This window comes from Pedomonas sp. (genome assembly GCF_036515995.1).
Classification (GTDB): domain Bacteria; phylum Pseudomonadota; class Alphaproteobacteria; order Sphingomonadales; family Sphingomonadaceae; genus Pedomonas.
Map to the genome: position 1 here is coordinate 1 of NZ_DATBUP010000206.1, position 18,058 is coordinate 18,058.

Here is an 18,058-nt window from a genome sequence, read left to right on the forward strand (position 1 = left end):
GTCCACCAGAACGGTGCGACCGGCAAAAAGGGGGATCCAGTGATCATGGCATGGGACGTTCCCGGGGCGGCCTTACCAGCAAACTCCATGCTCTTGTCGACGCTGAGGGACGTCCTGTTCGCCTCCGGTTGACCGGCGGTCAGGTGCACGATGCCTGTGAGGCGGAAGCGTTGATTGAGGATATCCCTGATGGCGCAACGCTGCTGGGCGACAAGGGCTACGACAGCAACGCAATCCGCCAGGCAGCAGAAGCCAGGACCATCTGGGCCAATATTCCCAACCGATCCAACCGCAAGCAGCCCTTTGGTTTCTCGTCCTGGCTTTACCGTCAGCGCAACCTGGTTGAGCGTTTCTTCAATCGCATCAAACAGTTCCGGGGCATTGCAACGCGCTATGACAAGGACCCCGACAATTATCTTGCCGCAGTCAAACTCATCTGTGCACGCTTATGGTGCGCCTCGTTATGAGTCTACGCCCTAGTCAGGTACTCGTGGTCCATCTTCCTCGCTTGGGCTGCTAACCAATAAAGACGCGTCTCGAGTTCATTGGTGGGACGGAACAGTTGGCTTGCCGGCCTGAACTTTGCCCCGATGCGCTGGTCCCCTCGAGAGACTTCCGTGTGAGACGTGCGTTGCATGAATGGCGTTAAGCGCCTATCTTTCATTATTAGAGGAGCGTGCGCTATGACGAAAATGCTGATGGACCCAGAGTTTGAACCGACCGATCAAGCACTCAATCAATTGATGAGCGATACCCACAAGCGCGCCATAGCGAAGCGTAATAATGCATTGCTGATCCTGGAATCTGACCTTAAGGCCAAAATTCAGGCCTCGCGAGCAAAATCCAGGAAAATCCTGAAGGTTGCATCAACCGGGTTGGAAACGTTGGGTGGCTGAAGTGCAGCCTCAACGTCCCGTCCTCTTGGTCGTTGCTGGGCCTAATGGCTCGGGAAAAACGGAACTGACGACGAATATCCTCGATCACAACTGGGCAGATGGCTGCGAGTATATCAACCCTGATTTTATTGCGCGCGATCGGTTCGGGGACTGGAATTCGCCACAGGCTGTTGCAGATGCTGCACGCTACGCAACGGAGCTGCGCTATAAGCTGCTAGACGAAGGCAAATCCATCGCTTTCGAGACAGTTTTTTCTTCTGGCGAGAAAGTCGAATACGTTCGAAAAGCGCTTGCTGCAGGGTATTTTGTCCGGATATTTTTCGTTGGTACAGATTCTCCGGAAATCAATGCTGCACGTGTCACGCGGCGAGTCATGGAAGGCGGACACGACGTGCCAATTCCAAAAATTATTTCTCGCTACTCTAAATCCATCGCAAATCTGGCCGAGGTGCTGGCAGAAGTAGATCGAGCTTACGTCTACGATAACTCGGTCGATGATCGTCCTGCGGAACTGCAATTTCGGACGAGAGAAGGCGCAGTTTTCAAAATCTATAGTCAAGATCATGCCTGGGCAAGAAAACTATACTCATTCACAGATGATTTAGATCAGCGTTAATAATTTTCAGGGCGGAGAGCCGTTCAGAACCTGAGAGCGGTGCCTGTTCTAGCAATTGCTGACGTCTTGATGAGCTGTAACCACTGGGACAAATAACCCGGCGGGCTTGGCTGGCTTGACCGGCTGCCTTGAAGGCTTTTGGGAGCCTGAGTGGGGCTTTTGAAGCGATTGTGCAAGTCCATAAGCCGCCAGCACATCGCGCCAGCGGCAGGACGTGCAAGATACCGGAAATCACACGCCGGTCATCTACCTGGGGCTTACCCGGCTCGCCATGTGGCAGCAGCGACTCGGTCCGTGCCCATGCCTCATCCGAAAGCCAAAACAGGCGTGCCATACCAGCCTTCCAAGCAGCCAAACCCAATCAGAAGGCTGAGATGCCCAGCAACACGGAAAGTTGTACCGGTTATCTACCTAGTCCGTAACTTCCATCAAATAGAACCGCAAGCCTTTCGGCAGCGATCAAAAAACCACTGTAACATGCTCGGGTGTTGACAAATATTAGCAATATACTCGCAAACTCGAACTATAAATGCCTATTGTCTACAGTTGCTTGGTTATTTGGGTGGTTGTCATCGTTGGTCCGGGTCGGACATTTGTGCTTTGGGGGCGGCAATGCTGGAAGATTTGAAACGCGCTCGTTGCGTGTTGTTATTGCTTGCGACGACGTGTCTCGCTGGTTGTTCTACGCTGGCTGGTAGTTATAGCTCGAGCACCCCGTCCCGATCTTCGACAAAGGCCGGTATATCCGGAATACCCTATTCCCTGCCTAAAGCGCTGGTTCGGGTCGGCCTCATCCGGGACATGAACGGAATCGCGATCATTATTGATCAGCCCAAGTTCATTCCGGACCCAAGCGCGTCATATCTGCTCTCCTATCGACCGAGCGGCACTTCAATCGACAAACTCAAGGTTACTGTCGAGGACGATCTGCTCACCGCAATCAACGGCGAGGCAGACGACCAGTCTGCCGCGATCGTTGAGGCAATTGGCAAGCTCCTCCTCGGACGTCCCGAGAGTGCGATCGAAAAAATCGACCAGTCTGCTGGCGAAATTCTGTTTGATTACACGTTCGATCCTGCTGATCAGGACGAATGGAGGCGCGTCGAGAGATGGCTGAACGAAGTGCTGGCAAAATCAATTCTCCCATCCCTCACTCGGGAGTGCGAGAACGCCGTTGCTCAAGCACTCGAGGGTGAGCGTGATGTTGATGGGGAGACGAGTGCGACAAGAGTTCGGAAGCTGACGGAACAGGCGACTGTCCGAACACCAGTCTGCCGGGCAGCCGCAACGTATCATGCGCCGGTGATCTCGCTTGCTTTCGCCTATAAGCCCTTCAGGTTCGACAAGTCCGTAGCCGTAGAACCTTGTACAGTCGGTATTTGTGCGCGCAAGCTCAGTCCTGCGCTCCTTGCTTTTCAGGTGAACGGGGTCCCGTTTGCCAGCGAGCAGTTCCTACTTCCGAATGGATCGGACGCCGTTCCCTACTCGCTCATGCGTACCACCTTCACGAAGACTACTCATACGCTCATATTCACGAACGGCTCGATCAGCTCAGCCGAGGTGGAAAAAGGAAGTGAATTCCTCGCAGTCGCGGAAACGCCCTTCAAGATCATCAAAGGCGCTTTTGCCGCAGTGAGCGAACTAGTGCAGCTCCGTATTAATCTTACGAATAAAGACAAGGAACTCGTCGAAGCACGCACGCAGCTCCGCGAGGCGGAAGAACAACTCGAAGCCGCGCACGATCTCGCCCAGGACAAGGGGAAAGCAGAAGCTGGCCTCAGCGCGGCCAAAGCCATGATGTTTGCCTACGTGCCTGGACTTGGGCCAGGCTCGGGGCTCGGAACCACTTTACTACCCAGCAGCACCCAGAATGAGGCGGAGCGCACCCGCAACGCTGCAGACGGCCAACAAGGGGCACGCGGTATAGGTCAGCCGCAGGCACCGGCTGGTCAACAGCAACCCAAGCCAAAGCCGGACGCGGCGGTCGGCGTTGATGCCGGAGACGTACTTGGTACGCTCATTCAGGGAGGAAGCGATGGCAAGGAACCCAAGTGAACTGAAGGTCGGCAAATCACCTGCCAGAACCACGCGGCAGAAACGCCGTACTTCAGATCGACCTGCCGCGCCGGCGATCATAGACGAAGCGAAGTCGATCGTCGCAGTTGAGGAGGTGATCTATAACGACACCGTGCAACTGCCGATCTGTTCAAGCGAAGATTCCCTAGGGGTCGCCACGGCACTCGCTGGCAAGCAGGTTGAAGGAGTGCAAGTAGCGCGCTCCTTTATGAATGAAACCTTTGGTGGCGGTTCGCTCGAACATGTTCCTGGCTTTGATTCAACGCCCGCGCTGACCATGCACTTGGCGCAGCCCGGTGCGGTGCACTGGCCCCAATTCTCCCGACAGGGCTCGGTGCAGACTGCCGAGACGGTGTGGGTGCCGGAGTCGGTGATTGGGAGTGATACGCGACGACCGGTCCCCAATGCGGCTTCACTGCCATGGCGCTGCATTGCTCTGCTTCAGATCTTTTATACGTCTGGTCAAACAGGTCGGGGAACGGGTTGGTTCATTGGTCCGCGGACGCTCGTGACGGCAGCACACTGTGTGCACCACGAGGAAGGTCGTGATGCGCGCCGCATCATTGTGACGCCAGGTTACGAGCGAGGTGCCGCTCCTTACGGCCAATTCGAAGTATCAGGTTCACTATGGAATCCAGCTTGGCGGGGGTCCTACGACCCGGTACTCGATTTTGCGCTGATCTTTCTTAACACGGACCCTGGCGTCGGTTTTTTCGGCTACGCTGCAGTTTCGGATGCTAACCTCCAGCGAGTAATTGTTAATCTTGCCGGCTACCCGAAGGATCGTCCCGCAACTCAATGGTATGATGCCGGGCGGCTTTCGGGCGCAGAGAAACACTTTATTTACCATCAGATCGATACCGAAGAAGGTCAGAGCGGCGCACCAGTGTTCTGGACCGATCGGGTTCAGCGTATTGGCTTGGGCATTCATACTTATGGCACCAGTGCCGGGCGTCCGTCCAACCGAGCTCGGCGGATCACACCCGAACTGTTCACCTTTTTTCAGCAGAACACACGGTAGAAAGACGAAAGTTCTTTGCTGCATAGTCTTGACGGGCTCCCCGTAGCTTCCTCCGTTTCAAGGTAGAGTCTCGTTACCGTCGCAAGACGTTGATGAAGCGCAGCCGTTTTACTGCCGAACAGACGACTGGGGTCCTGCGGGAGGGGTGGACGGAGGCCACGATCGGGGATGTCTGTCGCCGGCAAGGGCTCAGTAAAACCGCCTTTTGCAAATGGAAGGCCAGGTACCAGGGCATGGAGGAGTCCAAGGCCAAGTGGCTGGAGGCGCTGGGGGCGATAATGCAAGGCTGAAGATGCTTCTGGCTGAGCCAAGCTCGATAATGCCTCACTGAAAAACACGGTTTCAAAGAAGTGGCGATGCCAACCGCGATGAGATCGGCTGTCACTTATCGTCATGCCGAACACGAGGTGAGCAAGAGGCCGACATGGCTGGGGTTAGGCGCGGAACGCTTAATTGCCCGCTACGGCCCAACCAGGCTGAAGGACACCGAGATCCACACTCGTGCGCACCCTGGCGGCTGAGCGTCAACGCTTCGGCTACCGCAGGACGGAAGGGCACCTGGCCCGGGAAGGAGGAGGGAGCCATGCAGCCTAAGAAGCTTGTCAGACTCTACCGGGAGGAGCAACCGGCAGTGCGTTGCCTCAGTAGTCGCAAGCGTGCCTTGGGGACGCGAGCGCCCAAGGTGAAACCCGAAGGGCCCAATCAATGCTGGTCAACGGATTTTCTCAGCGATGCCCTCATTGACGGCCGACGGTTGCGGATCCTTACTGTCGGGGGTAACTTTCATCACGGGCCGGTCAGGGCATCAACAGCAGAGGGTTTTACTTCAGGTCGGCTGAAATTCGGGGAGCGCATCATGATCTCTGACGTCAGAAAAGCCCTGCCTTGGGATCAGCGACAGAGCGCGTCCGACACTGCGATGATATTCCCAATATCGTCGATACAAGTTGCATCTGGCAAATCAATCTACTGTGCATAACCCCAGCTTGGGGTAAAACCAATAGGAGCCATGTTGACTTGCTGCATTATGGCGCGCGCGATGGTATTTGTCCTCGCCTCATTCAAGCCAAACGTTGCAGCATCGGTAGGAAACTGAGCAACCTGCTGATTATAGCTCAGTCCACGACCCGCGCCAGCTTGGTATTGAGTAAACATCTGCGCGTTGAATTCCCTCATCTGCTTGAATGAATGTGCAGCCTCATGAGCGATCAGGTACGCGAGGCCGCCAGGAAGTTGGCTGTAGGCCAACAACTGCTGTTTGTTAATTTCAACTGGAATACTGATATCGTTAGTACCTGCCAAATTAGCCCCAGCGCGGCCCGGTCCAAAGTCCTTCGACACAACTTTAAATTTTAAGCTGGATAATATGCCTCTCACCAGATTTCCCGGTACTTGACCTATAAACGGTAGAGTCACGGTCTTGCCTATATACGCGGTGTATGGAACGAGGAAATTCTGCATTGTAGTTTTAAACTGCTGCACAACGACACGGATTTCAGGAGTGTCTGCGTCAGCGTCTACGGTAATGCTAAACTGAGCGATTTGCATCGCCTCTCGGATCGCTGCATTGATCCCGCCGCCGCCAGGGCCACTGCCGCCGCCACCCGATACTGCCGTAGCGTAGCTAAAAACCGGAACCTCAAGTGCGCGGGCAATAACGACGATTTCCGAAGCCGACATTCTAGAAACCTATCCATAAATACTAATATAGAATATCTATCTTAACAGGTTGCGCAAGAGGTGATTTTTGAGGGCCTGATTGATCACAACGGAGAACTAGCCGATGATAGGCGATGCAGGACGCATCATTTAACGATGACGACGACTGGAGCTTGATGTGAGAAAACTGCTGCTGAACGCCTGGTTCTTACTCGTAGTTAGCGTGGCTGGTGTATCTGCAGCGCAAGTGCCCCCACCCCCGCCTATGCCTGGGCAACTTAATCTGGCGGACGAAATCGCACAATCGTTGGCAGACAAGGATGTTGAAAAATACTCTCGCCTGCTAACAGACGACGTGAAAGTCTACGAAGATGGCAGACTTGTTTCTTCGGAAAAATCTGAATGGATAAGACTGTTATCGGAGCGACTTCTAACAGAAGGCGTTTTTGTAGAAATTAAATCGGGGTATTATACTACTAATCATTTTCTATTTATTGAATATAGCAACACGGTCGGCAGCTTCGGGGGGCAATTACCTGCAGAGTGTTGCTGGACATATGATGCGGTATCTTACGACATTCAGGATGGAAAAATTGCAGCTATCAGACGTCTCAAAGGGGGGCCTCACCTTTGGCATAGAAGCAATAAAGCCCCTGATCGTAAACCCTGAGTAGACCATCTTTCAAGGTCGTCAGTAGCTGCCGTCCGTTGTGCAAGAAATTTTTGGCCCTCTGAGTGCTATCCAGCGCAGCCTTCTGTCAGGCCTGTGGGTCGGGCGCTTTCACAGGCCGCGGGTTACTTTGGTAACCTGTGGCTCAGATCCAAGTCTGTTGGGCGAGCTTCATACTCAGAACTCTCAGATGAATTTCCGCTCCAGATCAGCTCGATCATTTTGTCCATATGGGTTCTCGCCTTCTTTCACCGCATTTCCAGCATTCAGCTGAGTGATGGGGCTGGTCACCGTGCGGCATCGTTCGGTGCCACATTCCGGCAATCTTGGCATTTAATCAGCATAGCCCCGATAATTCTGGCCACCTTGCTGGCCTAGGCAATGGCTTACAAGAATCGTCGGCTTTCTGGGGACCTGTCTGCTAGCCACGATCCATTGGGGATCGATTTGAGCCTCCACCAGCTCAATTGCGCTTTGGCGCCAACGGTGGGCATACGGCGGATATCCGCTGGTCCGGCCTTGGAGGCGTCCGAGACATAAGCGTGCTCTGGAGCACGCCGATTATGGGGATTAGGTAGCGTTGTTTTGTGGTGACTAGTTCCATGGCATGAGTTCGTCGGCGCAGGAGGCTGGCCACCCGCCGGCGATCTTCTCAATGACATCCACGCTGTAGCTTTGGGGCTTGACGCAATTGAGCATGCAAGCAGCGACGGCGGGGGCGGACTTGGGCCACCCTCACAATGCTGCTCTAGTTAGGCACATTGAAAAGCGTTGATCCGCTTGCCTGCCTCGCCCGGGCCTTCTAGTGCAGTGGTAATGGCTGGCCGAACAGCGAAATCGACGCCCTCTATACCATGAAATACGTCGCCGGTACGGCTTCAGCTTGGCGCTTGCCTCATATCAGTCATCGTTCACATGGATAGCTTCGCTATTACCATAAACCGCACGGTGCAATCGTGGACGCGCTTGTCAGTTTAAGGACAGTACATGCTCTGGAAAGATGCTTTAACACTTGGCCTCGCAGTGCTTGGCGCGGTGCTCGGCGTCATGAATACGTGGAATGCGATCAGCCAACGCCGTCTTCGGCTACGGGTGAGACCAGCCGTTGCTACTGCTGTCGGAACGGGCTTCCGAGCCTTTTCCATTGAAGTCATCAATCTCAGTTCGTTTGCCGTTACGATCAGTGAGGTAGGCATTGTCTACGGTCGGGCGCGTGGTAAGAGGCCTCGTCGCGCGGCACTTCTCAATCCGTCCCTCACGAGTGGTGGAAAATTACCGATTCGCCTCGAGCCAAGAGAGGCATTCTCAGCGCATTTTAATCCAGGTGATTTTGCGGGAAAAGGTGCACATCTTGGATTAGCCTATGCAGCCACCAGCTGTGGCGAGATCGCGTATGGCGACAGTCCTGCGTTGAAGCAGCTCCGCCAAGCACTGCGTCCATAAATCCATTTGACCGACAGGGGCAATCGCTCTGAGAAGTTTACAACCGTAGTTTCCCGGGAACTCCCCGTGGCTGCGCGCCCAAGTCAGCTTGTGCGTGCTTTGCCCTGATCGACGTTGCTTTGATGGCCCGGTCTGGTGTAGCCCGTCAGCTATAAGAATAACCAGTGATTACCGGCGAGAGGTCATGTGCTTCCCTACCGCCACGATCGTGGCTGCGGCAGAAAAGGCGCGTCGCGACTGCTAATTCCGGCAAGTTCAGCCGAGAGGTCGGCCACCTTCTGTGCCACCACATGGACCACTTCACCTTCACGCTGGACCCGGCCCCGCACGGCCAGCAGCCTCGCTGCAAGAAGCGTCCGCCGATTGGCCTCATAGACCGTGGGCCAGACGACCAGATTGGCAATCCCGGTCTCGTCCTCCAGCGTCACGAACAGCACGCCTTTGGCGGTTTGCGGGCGTTGGCGCATCAGGACGATGCCGGCGATCTCCAACCACCGGCCATCACGTCCGCCGATGGCCTCGGCACAAGTGGCGAAGCGCCGCTGGCGGAGATCCTGGCGCAGGAAGGAGACGGGGTGGGCGCGCAAAGACAGCCCGACATGGCCATAATCCTCGACCACCTCCGCACCAGCCGTCATTGGCTTCAGTGCCACGGCAGGTTCGACGATCTCTGGCACGGTTTCGGCCTCCCGCGCGGCGGCTGCCGCGAACAGGGGTAGTGGCTCGTCCTGCAAGGCGCGGATGGTCCATAAGGCTTCCCGGCGGGCGAGGCCAAGACCTGGGCGAAACACATCCGCCTCGGCGAGCTGGACCAATGTCCCAGGGGGAACGGTCGCCCGCCGCCACAAGTCCTCAACCGAAGCGAAGGGTAAGTTGCCGCGAGCTGCCAGGATCGATGCGGCGTGCCGGTTGGCCAGCCCTTTGACCATGCGGAGCCCCAGCCGCACGGCAAAGCGGCTTTCATCGCCGGTCGGCTCGAGAGTGCAGTCCCACCGCGAAGCATTGATGCAGACGGGGCGGATCTCAACGCCATGGACTGCGGCGTCCCGCACGATCTGTGCCGGCGCATAGAAGCCCATCGGCTGGGAGTTGAGCAATGCGGCGCAGAAGACGTCCGGATGCCAGCATTTCATCCATGCCGAGGCATAGGCGATCAGCGCAAACGAAGCGGCATGGCTTTCTGGGAACCCATAGCTGCCGAAACCCTCGAGCTGCCGGAATGTCTGCTCGGCAAACTCCCGATCATAGCCGTTGGCGACCATGCCGTTGACCAGCTTCTCCTCGAAGGCGGAGACGCCGCCGGTATGCTTGAAGGTGGCCATCGACTTGCGGAGCATGTCCGCTTCGCCCGGAGTGAAGCCGGCACACTCGATCGCCACCCGCATCGCCTGCTCCTGAAACAGGGGCACGCCGAGCGTCTTACCCAGTACCCTCTCCAGCTCTGGCTTCGGAAAGCGGACCGGCTCCAGTCCCTCCCGGCGCTGCAGATATGGGTGCACCATGTCGCCCTGAATGGGACCCGGCCGGACAATTGCAACCTGAATAACGAGATCATAATAGGTACGCGGCTTCAGCCGCGGCAGCATCGCCATCTGGGCGCGGCTTTCGATCTGAAAGGTTCCGAGCGTATCGGCCTTGCGGATCATCGCATAGGTGCGCGGATCCTCGGCCGGAATCGTGGCAAGGTCGAGCCTGATATCCTTGTGAGCAGCGAGCAGATCAAAGGCCCGCCGCATGCAACTGAGCATGCCAAGCGCCAGGATATCGACCTTCATGAATTTCAACGCATCGATGTCGTCCTTGTCCCATTCGATGACCTGCCGGTCCGCCATGGCGGCCGGCTCGATCGGGACCAGATCATCGAGCCTATCCTGGGTCAGCACGAAGCCGCCGGGGTGCTGGCTGAGGTGCCGCGGCGCGCCCTGCAGCTGGCGGGCGAGATCCAATGTCAGGCGTAAGCGGCGGTCTGTAAAGTTGAGGTTGAGCTCTTTGATCTGGGCGTCCGTGACACCATCATCCGACCAGCCTCGGACCTGACGGGAGATCGTCTGCAGCAAATCCTCGGGCAGGCCGAGTGCTTTGCCGACGTCGCGCAGCGCGCCTTTGGTCCTGTATCGGATCACCGTTGCGCACAGAGCAGCATGGTCGCGCCCGTAGGTGTCGAAGATCCACTGCATGACAATCTCGCGCCGCTCGTGCTCGAAGTCGACGTCGATATCAGGTGGCTCGTGGCGCTCTTCGGATACAAAGCGCTCGAAGAGCAGGTCATGACGACTGGGGTCGATGCTGGTGATGCCGAGCACATAGCAAACCGCCGAGTTGGCGGCCGAGCCGCGACCCTGGCATAGAATCTCCTGCGAGCGGGCAAAGCGTACGATGTTGTAGACGGTCAGAAAGTAGGGCGCATAGCCGAGCTTCTCGATCAACTGTAGCTCATGATGGAGGATGGCGCGCGTGCTGTCCGGCACCCCGTCCGGATAGCGCCGCTCAGCCCCCTCCCAGGTCAGCTTTTCGAGCGTCTGCTGAGGGGTGAGCGAGGGGTCTTCGCGCTCCTCAGGGTACTGGTAGGCCAGCTCGTCCAAGGAAAAGCGGCAGCGATCGGCGATTTCCAGTGTACGCGCCATGGCCTCAGGGTAGCGGCTGAACAGCCGGTGCATCTCCTCCGGCGGCTTGAGGTAGCGATCCGCATGCCGCTCGCGCCTGTCGCCAAGCATGTCGATGGTGGTGTTATGACGGATGGCAGTGACCACATCCTGAAGTATGCGGCGATCAGGCTCATGGAACAGGACGTCGTTGGTCACCACGGTTGGCACACGCATCTGCGTCGCCAGATTGGAGAGCTCATGGAGGCGCACCTGGTCATTGGGGCGCCGCCGAAGCGTCAACGCCATGTAGGCGCGATTGCCGAAGGCTTCCCGCAGGCGGCGCAGCCAGAGGCCGCAATGCTCGTCCGCGACTTCAGGCACGAAGACCGCGATCAGGCCATCGCCATAGGCGACAAGATCCGCCCATTCGAGACGACATTTCCCTTTGCCGCCACGCCGCTTGCCAAGCGACAGGAGCCGGCAGAGCCGGGAATAAGCTGGCCGGTCGGTCGGATAAACCAGAACCGACATGCCATCGACCAGATCAAGCCGGCAGCCGACGATAAGCCTTACGCCATTTGCCTTGGCCGCTTCATGGGCGCGCACCATGCCGGCCAAAGAATTGCGATCGACGATGCCGAGCGCCTCGATGCCAAGGAGGGCCGCGCGTCCAAACAGCTCCTCCGCCGAGGACGCGCCGCGTAGAAAGCTGAAGTGACTGGTCGCCTCCAGCTCGGCGTATCGGGCCGTCATCCGAACACCCCATGCAGGAACCAGCGGTGCGAGCCGGTTTCCGGATGCTCGCCGTCACCGGCGCGGTAGATCCAGTAGCGCTCGCCAGCCTCGTCCTCGACCCGGAAGTAGTCGCGCACGGCCACGAGTTCAGCATCGCATTTCCACCACTCGCCAAAGACCCGCTCCGGGCCATCAGCACGCTTGACGCGTCGTCGGGCACCCCGCCAGGTGAACGACGCCGGCGGATGATCAGGCAATAGTGCGACCGTCTCGATCGGCTCCGGCCGGACCAGCAGGCGGGAGGGGCGGGGCCAGTGGCCGGGCCAAGTCGCACCGGTGTCAGGAGACATAGCCGGAATCCGGCAAACGGAGCGCTCAGGTATGTCGCTGGCGACGGGGGCTACACGGTAGACGGCCCGCGCGCCAATCCTGTTGGCCAGGGTATCGATAAGACCCGAGATGTCGGGTGCTGCCGCCTCGATGAGTGAACTTGCCAGTTGCCTGCGGCCCACAGGCTCGGTGATCGTTGCCGTCAGTGTCATGATCTCGATGCCAAAGCCGGGGTCGATGGTCTCGATCTTGTCGCAGAGCAGCCGGGTGAGGCGCTGCGCATCCCGGACCGGCGTCGCCAGGCCGACCCGGACCGCTTCGGTGCGGTTGTCGACGCAGTTGCAGAGCAGGTCGAGCCGGCGTGCACCAAGACTTTTCTCTTCGAGACTCCTGGAGAGCTGATCGACCAGCTTTCCGATGTAGCGTGCGATCGTCTCGGCCGCCCCGATGGGCTCGGCAAATGCCCGGCGTGCCTCGATCAGGTCTGGCGAACGAACAGCCTCGATTGGCTCGGCCAGTTCTCCCAATGCCTGCCGCAGGCGTCGCTCCAGCTCAGGCCCGAAGCGCAAAGTCAGCGGAGCCCGCGGCTGCGCGAGCAGGTCGCCAATGCGATCAAAGCCGAGAACGCGCAGATCCGCCGCCATCCGATGCGGGAGCCTCAGGGCCTCGATCGGCAAAGGCACCAGGACGGATGGCCCATGCCCGGCCGGTGCGATGCAGACCGGATCGGCACTATACCGCGCAAGAGCGTGAGCCGCTCCCCAACTATCGGCAATCGCGGCCCGCGCCGTCACACCCGATAGAGCCAGGCGGCCGACGAGCCCATCGAGCATCGCCGCCTCGCCGCCGTGAAGATGGTCGGCACCGGTTGAATCGATGACGATGCCGTCGGGCGGATCGGCGGCGACGATGGGCGCGAAACGTTGCAACATCCACACGGCCAGCCGCTCCAACGCCTCGGCGTCCGCAGCCGGGGAGGCATCTTCCATAACCAGATCAGGCACAAGAATCTGAGCCTTGGCAACCGGCATGCCGGCATGAAGGCCAGCGGCCTGAGCGGCAGCATCCGCTGCCCGCACGACCCGCCTGCTACCTTCCCGACCGACCAGGACAAGCGGCGTTTCAGCCGAAAGCGCCTCGCCGCCAGCCATCCGCCGCACCCGATCCGTTGGCCAGGTCGGCAGGTACAGCGAGACGACCCGTCTCATCGCATGCCTCCAAAACAAAATCTGCACTTTCGCCCGCACGAGTGCGGATAAGCTCAACCAGCCAGCGATGCCGGCTCACGCCCGGCACAGGCAGCGGCGCCGACGGCAGGACCGAGATGCGCCAGCGCGTCACGGCCGCTGTGGGCTGTCCAAAATCAACGGTCTCGGTCTGCCGCCGCCAGCGCCGCAGCGCGACGCCGATGGAGCCGGTTCCTTCGGCCGCCAGATGCAGCCGGCGCGATGCGGTCATAGACAGGCGCGCAAGCTCACCAACAACAGCGCCAAGTCCGCCATGGCGCAGCGCCTCTTCCATGCAGGCAAGAACCGTGGAGTCATCGTCCGCCTCGACATAGAGCACGCGGTCCGGGCAGAGGCCAGCCTGTGCCAGTGCCGGCGCGAAGAGATCCGGCCGTGTCAGACACCATAAGACTTTACCCGTCGTGCGGGCCGCAACTCCAGCCACGAAAAGCGCCGCAGCGGCACCATCCACCGCGCCATTGCCGCCGCCGGCGACTTCATGCAGAGCCCCCAGAACCAGGCCCCCGCCGGGCAGGCGCGCGTCTACCTCGGCCACCCCAAAGGGCAGGACCGATCTGGCGCGCAGGCTTCTACCTTCGATCCTTTCGATCTGCGCACGCAGGTGCTCTATGGCGATTTTTGGCCCTACGCTTGTCATACTTGTCCATCGCTGGAATCGGCGGAATGTTCCCTATCTGTTCTTATTTTCATTGCGCAGAGTCAAGGAAGATTCGACGGGAGGCGTAATGGTGTTCTTTCTGCTGCCGAGATCGCCGAAAGCTGTCGGTGACTTGCGTCTGCTCGTGCGTATAAACCAAGCGGTTGCCTGTGATGGACAGAAACGGGCGCTTGGCACCAAGCTCCGTTCGGACCTCAGGCTTTATATTACTTTTGCCGTTGAAACTGTAGCGGACCGCTTGACATTCAGTCTTGCAAGGAACCGGTTTGCACGAAGATCGCATCAGAGCGTTGGTATAAAAAGAAATCATTCGGAAGAGCCGGAATAGGTATTGTAATCGTACAAGCAAATTTCATTGTAAGCATGCTTTTTCCGATGAGGCAGTATTAAGCTCTGACCGACAAATTGCATTGTAATGATTCTATTTAGGGTCAGTTTTATTATGAATAATGAACTGTTCGAATATGTCCGACAGGCGATCCGTAAAGAAGTGGGAAAATACTACGACGAGGCATTTTCCGATGACGCTAGATTTGTAGAAGATATGCACTTGGATACAGACGATTTGACGCTGGTCATATTGTCTCTGGAGAGGATTTTTAGAATCAGAAATGAACGAGTGCTGTACCGGTCCGTTCATAACGTCAATGATTTGGCCAATTTAATTCTTAAAGAAATATCAAAACAAGAATGAAAAATAATCAATGTAAATATTATATGTGAACTATTCATAAAAATAGATTGGAGGTTGTTGTTAATAGGTGCTCCACCCTTGATAATCCAGCCCAGAAATATGCACTAGAGGCGGTAGTACATGTTTCTCGCGGCGCATATGAACATACTGGAGTGTATTGAACAAGAAAGAAAAAATATGAAAAATGGACCTATGCCGCTATCTTTGTTGCATCTTAACTGGGCATTTTATGGCATCTGGATCGGGCCCATTCTAGCATCCCTTCTTGCCGTCGGATTGAGACAGCTTCAGATAGGACAGCCCTTTGCGCCATGGTCGGACATAGACAAAGTCTTTTTTCTGTCGATTGTAGGGGGCATTTTTTGCGTAGGATTTAACGTCGTTATGGCAAAAGTGGCTAAGCATAGCGTAATATCCCATATATCAACTGCAGTATGTTTGATAATCGCGGCGTACGTAATATGCGAGCGCAATGTAATTGGGACATCAGATCTGTGGTTTATTGCCTTCTATATTTGTGCATCGTGTGCTGGTTATCTGATAGTAATGCTTTCACTAATAGGGGTGGATATAATTCGAAATTATTTAAGTAAGCCGGTTTGACGTATAGGAACCTGCGTCGCAAATAATCTTAGTGCCCCTTCATTTTTATATAAGCGGGCACCCAGTGCAGCGACATGCGGCCTTGAATAGTTCCAGACTGGCCGATCCCTTTGTTCTGGCAATAACGACTACCACGGCCATAGCCGGTTAGGCTCTAAGTTGATGCGGCACAGCCCGGTCCTCCGCCTCATAAGCAGAAGGAGGGAAAGGGGAGGGTGAAAGAGGTATCAGGAGCGTGATGCCTCCTCCTTCCACCAGACCTGAGAGGACGAGCTATGGAAACTGGCATCATTTCCGCCAAGCCGATGAGCGGGGCGTATCGTGTCGATATTACCCGAGGCGAGCGCATCGGTCGCGTCTCGAGCGAGTGGTTCAGCCGCCCCGATGACGAGCGGTATTTGAGCCTCAGCGAGCTATACCAGGCTGTCAAAAGGCGGTCCGAACAAGCATCGACCAGCATCGTCCCATCGGACATGATTCGTGTTGAGGCCAGCAAAGACAATGGCTCGAGCCTTTGGCTTATGGCGCGCCATCGCGACATGCCGATTACGCCGACCCACTGGTCGTTTGGACAGCTGTGTAGCCTGGTGGGCGCGCCAGCATCTTACCTGCGCTCTTTGCCCGGTGCTCTGGCCGGCATCAATCTCCAGCATGGTTTGCTGAGCAGACGAAGCGAGGCAGTCAAGCTTCTGGAGACGGACAACCATCGTCTGGAACTGCGGGCCGTGACCGGCCCCGAGTACGGGCGCATCTGGGATCACGAGCTGGTTGAGGCTGTCATGAAGATCGCTGGGGACGGGATGGGGGATTCCAATTGGAAGGTGCCAGGCCTGATGGATTGGTCTACCATGACCCATAATCCTTATGTCGATGTGACCAAGGACACAACGACGCTTTACGCCAGCGACCGCGACGTTTTTGTATTCTTGTGCGACGATGCACGCCCAATCGAGGCCGGTCGACTGCCGAATGGCGAGCCGGATCTCTTCTTTCGTGGGTTCTACGCCTGGAACAGCGAGGTCGGCAGTACGACGCTTGGCATTGCAACATTCTACCTTCGCGCAGTCTGCATGAACCGAAACTTATGGGGCTGCCAGGATCTCCAGGAAATCAAGATCCGCCATAGTAAATTTGCAGGCGATCGGTTTGCCCTGGAAGCGGCGCCGGCTCTGGCCCGGTTCGCCAACTCAAGCCCAGCGAGCTTTATTTCCGGCATAAACGCTGCGCGGCAGCGGGTGGTTGCGACGGACGACGAGGAGCGGGAGGTGTTCCTGCGCAAGCGCGGCTTCACCAAGACCGACGCACAGCGGATCATCCAAACGGTTGTGGCCGAAGAAGGACGTCCGCCTGAGACCATATTTGACTTTGTGAGCGGCATCACGGCCCGGGCGAGGAGTGAAGTTCACCAGGACAGCCGGATTGCCATCGAGGCTAAGGCTCAAACGCTGATGCAGCAGGCTCTGCATTAAAAGGCCGGGCCACTGATTCTAGACAGTTTTCGGTAGGGTTTGTTATTACCGGATCGATACTCTTCAGAAGTAAGCTCTTCCGCAATTTTAGTTCAATTCAATTAACTGTGACCCGGGCGCGCAGGTGATCGAGGCCAGCATGGCCATACATGGACCGCTTGACAAGTTTGGGCTTGTTGATCTCCCCCTCAACCGGACCGCTGCTCCAGGGAAGGGTCAATGCCGCCCGAATGGCGTCGACAGCGGGCTCAGGCGCGCGCGCTCCAGCCGTCCTACCAAGGCATCGCTCTCCCGGGTATGGATCATGGCCGGGAAGAGGCACGCCAGACCGGCCGCCTTGGTAGGGGGCCTTAGGGCGAGGTGATCGGAGCGGTTCTCGGGGCCGAAGCAGGCGTGCCTTCGCGCAATCTGACCTTGACCCAATGGCGGAAGGCCTTGGCGTTTTCCTGGTACCGATATCCGCATACTGTGGGGTAGAGCTGGGTAGCGTTCCGGCATCCCTGCGCCCACCCATGACGCAGATAATCCTAGAAGGACTCCGTTGCATCAGGCTTGAGAGCCATCCACTCTGAGGATACGGGTGCCTTGTCTCTCTGCCCTTTTCGGCTAGCCTTAAGATCAGGGTCCAATTCACGCTTGATCGCCACGCCGCAGCGAGTTGGCTCCGGCCCAGGGGCTCAACTCCTTCACCTGGTCGAACACGACTCTCCGGTTGTGCCACCGCTGTGTCTGCAAGCGCTCTGCCTTGCTGCCAGGATGCAGACTCTCCGGGTACGGCATATTCTGGCCAGCCAGAGATCTGCCAATCTTCCGAACCGCGCGGTAACCGTGTTCCAGGGCATCCAGCAGCGCCTCGGAGCAGTTGCACAGCAGATGCCAGCGATCGACAACCTGCTGAGCCTCCGTGGCTCCCTCCTTGGCTTCATGTGCATAGGCTCCGGGACGTTCTCGTGCGATGATCTCGACCCATGGATGATCAGTTGGAGCGGAGCCAAGGAATAACAGCCTTTGAACGGATATCGTCCAGTACTTTCCCAAGTCTAGCGCTGCTTGGCTACAAGGTTTGGGCAAGATGGTATTGCGAGCTTAAGCAATGGCTGAGCCATGGTGCTCACAACTAGCGTTTTAATGCGGCGGCGGCAGATGGCTCATCAAGATGGACAGCCACATTTGGTATGTTAGAACACTGGCATGGAGGGCAGTTACTGGGCGAACAACAATAAGGCTGTCGAACAGATATGGAACAAAAAAGCTTGTAAAGCGCCTCTTTACAGGGCACAGGCCCGAAACGCAGCGAAGGTAGGGAGGCGGCGATATGCAAGCTGTAGTGCGCGCGATAGCGACCGGCCATCCTGG

The 18,058-nt window shown here is 57.2% G+C and carries 14 protein-coding genes and 4 pseudogenes; 10 read left to right on the forward strand and 8 right to left on the reverse strand.

What is annotated here, in order from left to right; genetic code table 11:
• The 3 genes and pseudogenes from VIG90_RS15100 to VIG90_RS15110 form a co-directional block, all read left to right on the forward strand.
• Positions 1–467, forward strand: a pseudogene (locus tag VIG90_RS15100) (IS5 family transposase); the annotation flags it as partial.
• Positions 468–683: 216 nt separating this feature from the next.
• On the forward strand, positions 684–896 hold the full coding sequence (locus tag VIG90_RS15105) for a hypothetical protein (protein ID WP_331594346.1): 213 nt from the start codon (positions 684–686) through the stop codon (positions 894–896).
• Positions 889–1,512: a zeta toxin family protein gene (locus VIG90_RS15110; protein ID WP_331594347.1), complete on the forward strand. Its 624-nt coding sequence runs from the start codon at positions 889–891 to the stop codon at positions 1,510–1,512. The genes VIG90_RS15105 and VIG90_RS15110 overlap by 8 nt, the downstream gene beginning before the upstream one ends.
• Before the next feature lie 208 nt (positions 1,513–1,720).
• Here the strand turns inward: VIG90_RS15110 and VIG90_RS15115 are convergent.
• Positions 1,721–1,846 (reverse strand): annotated as a pseudogene (locus VIG90_RS15115) (IS5/IS1182 family transposase); the annotation flags it as partial.
• Between the two features lie 278 nt (positions 1,847–2,124).
• Here VIG90_RS15115 and VIG90_RS15120 point away from each other — a divergent pair.
• The 3 genes from VIG90_RS15120 to VIG90_RS19895 all read left to right on the forward strand — a co-directional run bounded on the left by VIG90_RS15120 (position 2,125) and on the right by VIG90_RS19895 (position 4,899).
• Positions 2,125–3,567 (forward strand): hypothetical protein, encoded by a 1,443-nt coding sequence (locus tag VIG90_RS15120; protein ID WP_331594348.1) that lies wholly within the window; start codon positions 2,125–2,127, stop codon positions 3,565–3,567.
• Positions 3,548–4,609, forward strand: coding sequence for a trypsin-like serine peptidase (locus VIG90_RS15125; RefSeq protein ID WP_331594349.1), 1,062 nt, complete (start codon positions 3,548–3,550; stop codon positions 4,607–4,609). The genes VIG90_RS15120 and VIG90_RS15125 overlap by 20 nt, the downstream gene beginning before the upstream one ends.
• A 92-nt stretch (positions 4,610–4,701) precedes the next feature.
• Positions 4,702–4,899 (forward strand): transposase, encoded by a 198-nt coding sequence (locus tag VIG90_RS19895; protein WP_414695510.1) that lies wholly within the window; start codon positions 4,702–4,704, stop codon positions 4,897–4,899.
• Between the two features lie 676 nt (positions 4,900–5,575).
• On the opposite strand, the gene VIG90_RS15130 is transcribed toward VIG90_RS19895, so the two are convergent.
• Positions 5,576–6,289 carry a hypothetical protein gene (locus VIG90_RS15130; RefSeq protein WP_331594350.1) on the reverse strand — a complete coding sequence of 238 codons (714 nt, stop codon included), beginning with the start codon at positions 6,287–6,289 and terminating at the stop codon, positions 5,576–5,578.
• A 157-nt stretch (positions 6,290–6,446) separates the two neighbouring features.
• Here VIG90_RS15130 and VIG90_RS15135 point away from each other — a divergent pair, with 157 nt between their 5' ends.
• Positions 6,447–6,938 carry a hypothetical protein gene (locus VIG90_RS15135; protein WP_331594351.1) on the forward strand — a complete coding sequence of 164 codons (492 nt, stop codon included), beginning with the start codon at positions 6,447–6,449 and terminating at the stop codon, positions 6,936–6,938.
• 594 nt (positions 6,939–7,532) lie between these two features.
• Here VIG90_RS15135 and VIG90_RS15140 read toward each other — a convergent pair.
• A pseudogene (locus tag VIG90_RS15140) lies at positions 7,533–7,634 on the reverse strand (transposase domain-containing protein); the annotation flags it as partial.
• Between the two features lie 291 nt (positions 7,635–7,925).
• Between VIG90_RS15140 and VIG90_RS15145 the strand changes: the two are divergent.
• Complete coding sequence (locus VIG90_RS15145) at positions 7,926–8,381, forward strand: hypothetical protein (protein WP_331594353.1); 456 nt, start codon at positions 7,926–7,928, stop codon at positions 8,379–8,381.
• 194 nt (positions 8,382–8,575) lie between these two features.
• Here VIG90_RS15145 and VIG90_RS15150 read toward each other — a convergent pair whose 3' ends face one another.
• From VIG90_RS15150 to VIG90_RS15160, 3 genes are read right to left on the reverse strand one after another with little or no spacing between them, the layout of a single operon-like run.
• On the reverse strand, positions 8,576–11,719 hold the full coding sequence (locus VIG90_RS15150; protein WP_331594354.1) for an error-prone DNA polymerase: 3,144 nt from the start codon (positions 11,717–11,719) through the stop codon (positions 8,576–8,578).
• Positions 11,716–13,239, reverse strand: coding sequence for a DUF6504 family protein (locus VIG90_RS15155; RefSeq protein ID WP_331594355.1), 1,524 nt, complete (start codon positions 13,237–13,239; stop codon positions 11,716–11,718). Before VIG90_RS15155 ends, VIG90_RS15150 begins: the two co-directional genes overlap by 4 nt.
• Positions 13,154–13,915, reverse strand: coding sequence for an ImuA family protein (locus VIG90_RS15160; protein WP_331594356.1), 762 nt, complete (start codon positions 13,913–13,915; stop codon positions 13,154–13,156). Before VIG90_RS15160 ends, VIG90_RS15155 begins: the two co-directional genes overlap by 86 nt.
• A gap of 463 nt (positions 13,916–14,378) precedes the next feature.
• On the opposite strand from VIG90_RS15160, the gene VIG90_RS15165 reads away from it, so the two are divergent.
• Positions 14,379–14,630: a hypothetical protein gene (locus VIG90_RS15165; protein ID WP_331594357.1), complete on the forward strand. Its 252-nt coding sequence runs from the start codon at positions 14,379–14,381 to the stop codon at positions 14,628–14,630.
• A gap of 878 nt (positions 14,631–15,508) precedes the next feature.
• Complete coding sequence (locus VIG90_RS15170) at positions 15,509–16,702, forward strand: DUF932 domain-containing protein (RefSeq protein ID WP_331594358.1); 1,194 nt, start codon at positions 15,509–15,511, stop codon at positions 16,700–16,702.
• 97 nt (positions 16,703–16,799) lie between these two features.
• Here VIG90_RS15170 and VIG90_RS19900 read toward each other — a convergent pair.
• A pseudogene (locus VIG90_RS19900) lies at positions 16,800–16,970 on the reverse strand (ISL3 family transposase); the annotation flags it as partial.
• A 362-nt stretch (positions 16,971–17,332) separates the two neighbouring features.
• Positions 17,333–17,740 carry a hypothetical protein gene (locus VIG90_RS15175; protein WP_331594359.1) on the reverse strand — a complete coding sequence of 136 codons (408 nt, stop codon included), beginning with the start codon at positions 17,738–17,740 and terminating at the stop codon, positions 17,333–17,335.
• Positions 17,741–18,058: the final 318 nt, after the last annotated feature.

Coding starts and splice junctions, on each gene's coding strand:
- VIG90_RS15160 (WP_331594356.1), bottom strand. CDS start 13,915: ATGACAAGCGTAGGGCCAAAAATCGCCATAGAGCACCTGCGTGCGCAG.
- VIG90_RS19895 (WP_414695510.1), top strand. CDS start 4,702: ATGAAGCGCAGCCGTTTTACTGCCGAACAGACGACTGGGGTCCTGCGG.
- VIG90_RS15125 (WP_331594349.1), top strand. CDS start 3,548: ATGGCAAGGAACCCAAGTGAACTGAAGGTCGGCAAATCACCTGCCAGA.
- VIG90_RS15150 (WP_331594354.1), bottom strand. CDS start 11,719: ATGACGGCCCGATACGCCGAGCTGGAGGCGACCAGTCACTTCAGCTTT.
- VIG90_RS15130 (WP_331594350.1), bottom strand. CDS start 6,289: ATGTCGGCTTCGGAAATCGTCGTTATTGCCCGCGCACTTGAGGTTCCG.
- VIG90_RS15170 (WP_331594358.1), top strand. CDS start 15,509: ATGGAAACTGGCATCATTTCCGCCAAGCCGATGAGCGGGGCGTATCGT.
- VIG90_RS15165 (WP_331594357.1), top strand. CDS start 14,379: ATGAATAATGAACTGTTCGAATATGTCCGACAGGCGATCCGTAAAGAA.
- VIG90_RS15145 (WP_331594353.1), top strand. CDS start 7,926: ATGCTCTGGAAAGATGCTTTAACACTTGGCCTCGCAGTGCTTGGCGCG.
- VIG90_RS15155 (WP_331594355.1), bottom strand. CDS start 13,239: ATGAGACGGGTCGTCTCGCTGTACCTGCCGACCTGGCCAACGGATCGG.
- VIG90_RS15120 (WP_331594348.1), top strand. CDS start 2,125: ATGCTGGAAGATTTGAAACGCGCTCGTTGCGTGTTGTTATTGCTTGCG.
- VIG90_RS15105 (WP_331594346.1), top strand. CDS start 684: ATGACGAAAATGCTGATGGACCCAGAGTTTGAACCGACCGATCAAGCA.